Here is a 420-nt window from a genome sequence, read left to right as displayed (position 1 = left end):
GGGTGGGCGTTACCCACCACCTTGCCCTTCGGAGCCCGGACGTTCCTCGGCGAGGGACCGAGGCCCCTCGACGCGACCGTCCGACCGACTCGTCCGCACCGGCAAGGTTACCGGTCCCGGGCGGATCGTCGGACCAGCGACCGGCCCACTGAGGGGGCGGCGGCCCCGTAGGATGGCCCGCCCCCTCGCACCCGGCCCCCGGGGGTCTGTCGTGCCCCCCCCCGCCGTACCGTCCGGCCCCGACGCACCGACCGGCGCACCTGCCGAGGACACGTCGGGCGAGCTCGCTCGGGAGCAGGAGTTCCTGGCCGCCGCCCGCACGCAGCTCACCCGCATGCGCGAGCAGGCCGGGTCGCTCCATGCCCTCGCCGGGGACCGGGTCAGCGCCGAGTATCTCGAGGCCGCCCTCGCCCGTCGGCT

Annotated in this window: 1 protein-coding gene; it reads left to right on the top strand. The window is 76.7% G+C overall.

The window, feature by feature from the left end; translation table 11 throughout:
* Positions 1-211: 211 nt before the first annotated feature.
* Positions 212-420: hypothetical protein (locus G3I78_RS49170; RefSeq protein WP_203616571.1), on the top strand; the 209-nt coding region annotated here is incomplete at its 3' end.

The organism is Streptomyces sp. SID13726 (assembly GCF_010548375.1).
In the GTDB taxonomy this organism is placed as follows: Bacteria; Actinomycetota; Actinomycetes; order Streptomycetales; family Streptomycetaceae; genus Streptomyces.
This window is presented reverse-complemented; position numbering and strand designations above follow the sequence as displayed.